The 3,137-nt window shown below is 53.2% G+C and carries 2 rRNA genes; both read right to left on the bottom strand.

The annotated features are described in order from the left end of the window. Positions 1 to 67 precede the first annotated feature (67 nt). Positions 68 to 182: ribosomal RNA gene (gene rrf, locus DSL70_RS22090) — 5S ribosomal RNA — on the bottom strand. Between the two features lie 159 nt (positions 183 to 341). Beyond that, positions 342 to 3,071: ribosomal RNA gene (locus DSL70_RS22085) — 23S ribosomal RNA — on the bottom strand. Positions 3,072 to 3,137 lie beyond the last annotated feature (66 nt).

Below are 3,137 nucleotides of genomic sequence, written 5' to 3'. Positions count from 1 at the left end.
AGAACGCCAAACCCCCCGTCAGTACGCGACTGAGCGGGGGGTTTTAGGCATTGTTTGTTATTAGCAGGCCCGGCAGCGACCTACTCTCCCACGTCTTGAGACGGAGTACCATTGGCGCAGAGGATATTAACGGCCGAGTTCGGGATGGGATCGGGTTTGGTGTCCTCGCCATAGCCACCGGGCCGGCGAATAACAAACAGAGAAGCTGGACATTTAGGAAGGTAGAAGAGATATCACCGAGCGTCTGGGACGCTAACGGTGATTTTATCAAATCACCTATCGCTTAGTTTCAGCACTTTTGCAGAGCAAAAGTTGCTTTGAATGAATATAGACAAATGAGAGTAATCAAGCCGATTGAGCTATTAGTACCGGTAAGCTTCGCACATTACTGCACTTCCACACCCGGCCTATCAACGTGGTGGTCTTCCACGGCTCTCAGGGAGAACTCGTCTCAAGGTGGGCTTCCCGCTTAGATGCTTTCAGCGGTTATCCCTTCCGCACGTAGCTACCCTGCAATGCGGCTGGCGCCACAACAGGTCCACCAGAGGTGCGTCCATCCCGGTCCTCTCGTACTAGGGACAGCTCCTTTCAATTCTCCTGCGCCCACGGCAGATAGGGACCGAACTGTCTCACGACGTTCTGAACCCAGCTCACGTACCGCTTTAATTGGCGAACAGCCAAACCCTTGGGACCTGCTCCAGCCCCAGGATGCGATGAGCCGACATCGAGGTGCCAAACAATGCCGTCGATATGGACTCTTGGGCATCATCAGCCTGTTATCCCCGGCGTACCTTTTATCCGTTGAGCGATGGCCCTTCCACTCGGGACCACCGGATCACTATGACCGACTTTCGTCTCTGCTCGACTTGTCAGTCTCGCAGTCAGGCTGGCTTATGCCATTGCACTCGACGACCGATTTCCGACCGGTCTGAGCCAACCATCGCGCGCCTCCGTTACTCTTTGGGAGGCGACCGCCCCAGTCAAACTACCCACCACGCGCTGTCCCGGATCCGGATAACGGACCGCAGTTAGACAGCCATGACAACAAGGGTGGTATTTCAAGGATGGCTCCATCCGAGCTGGCGCCCGGACTTCAAAGCCTACCACCTATCCTACACATGCCAACACAACTGTCAGCGCGAAGCTATAGTAAAGGTGCACGGGGTCTTTCCGTCTGACCGCAGGAACCCCGCATCTTCACGGGGAATTCAATTTCACTGAGTCTATGCTGGAGACAGCGGGGAAGTCGTTACGCCATTCGTGCAGGTCGGAACTTACCCGACAAGGAATTTCGCTACCTTAGGACCGTTATAGTTACGGCCGCCGTTTACCGGGGCTTCAATTCGCAGCTCTCACCACTCCTCTTAACCTTCCGGCACCGGGCAGGCGTCAGACCCTATACGTCGCCTTGCGGCTTCGCAGAGCCCTGTGTTTTTGATAAACAGTCGCAACCCCCTGGTCTGTGCCACCCGCCAGAAGTTGCCTTCTCACGGGTCTCCCTTCTCGCGAACTTACGGGAGCAATTTGCCGAGTTCCTTCAGCATAGTTCTCTCAAGCGCCTTGGTATGCTCTACCAGTCCACCTGTGTCGGTTTCGGGTACGGTCTAATGTGGGTGCTATTTCCTGGAACTCCTAGGCAGCCTGATCAATCCAATAAGACCAAACTACTTCCGGAATTCGTCACATCCCACTGGTTGAGGAATATTAACCTCATTCCCATCGACTACGCATTTCTGCCTCGCCTTAGGGGCCGACTAACCCTGCGCTGATTAGCATTGCACAGGAACCCTTGGACTTTCGGCGAGAGTGTCTCTCACACTCTTTATCGTTACTCATGTCAGCATTCGCACTTCTGATACCTCCAGCGCCCCTCGCAGGTACGCCTTCATCAGCCTACAGAACGCTCCGCTACCGCGTGCATAAATGCACACCCGCAGCTTCGGTGCATGGCTTTAGCCCCGTTACATTTTCGGCGCAAAGACCCTTATTTAGACCAGTGAGCTGTTACGCTTTCTTTAAATGATGGCTGCTTCTAAGCCAACATCCTGGTTGTTTTGGGATCCTCACATCCTTTCCCACTTAGCCATGACTTAGGGACCTTAACTGGCGGTCAGGGTTGTTGCCCTCTCCACGACGGACGTTAGCACCCGCCGTGTGTCTGCAGGATAGTACTCTTGGGTATTCGGAGTTTGGTTAGGTTTGGTAAGTCGGTGAGACCCCCTAGCCCATCCAGTGCTCTACCCCCCAAGGTATTCATCCCACGCTCTACCTAAATAGATTTCGCGGAGAACCAGCTATCTCCGGGTTTGATTGGCCTTTCACCCCTAGCAACAAGTCATCCCCGTCTTTTTCAACAGACGTGGGTTCGGTCCTCCAGTGCGTGTTACCGCACCTTCAACCTGCTCATAGCTAGATCACCCGGTTTCGGGTCTAATCCATCGAACTATCGCCCTATTAAGACTCGCTTTCGCTGCGCATACACCTAACGGCTTAAGCTTGCTCGATAAATTAAGTCGCTGACCCATTATACAAAAGGTACGCTGTCACCCTTGCGGGCTCCAACTGCTTGTAGGCGTTCGGTTTCAGGATCTCTTTCACCCCCCTCGTCGGGGTGCTTTTCACCTTTCCCTCACGGTACTTGTTCACTATCGGTCGACAAGGAGTACTTAGGCTTGGAGGGTGGTCCCCCCATGTTCAGACAAGGTTTCACGTGCCCCGCCCTACTCTAACGGCTGCTTTTCATACCAATACGGGACTATCACCCTCTACGGTGCTCCTTTCCAGAAGCTTCTTGTTTTATTACAGCACGGCCTGGTCCGCGTTCGCTCGCCACTACTAACGGAGTCTCAATTGATGTCCTTTCCTACAGGTACTTAGATGTTTCAGTTCCCTGCGTTCGCCTCTTATCCCTATATATTCAGGATAAGATACCCTTGCGGGTGGGTTGCCCCATTCAGATATCCACGGATCAAAGCTTGTTCGCAGCTCCCCATGGCTTTTCGCAGCGTACCACGTCTTTCATCGCCTCTTGTCGCCAAGGCATCCACCAAACGCCCTTATGACACTTGATCACTCTCATTTTCTATACTCATTCAAGTACTTCAAATGAAGTTCATTCAACCAGATCAACTCGGTAA

Origin of the sequence: Cohaesibacter haloalkalitolerans (assembly GCF_003574655.1) — a bacterium.
Classification (GTDB): domain Bacteria; phylum Pseudomonadota; class Alphaproteobacteria; order Rhizobiales; family Cohaesibacteraceae; genus Cohaesibacter; species Cohaesibacter haloalkalitolerans.
This window is presented reverse-complemented; position numbering and strand designations above follow the sequence as displayed.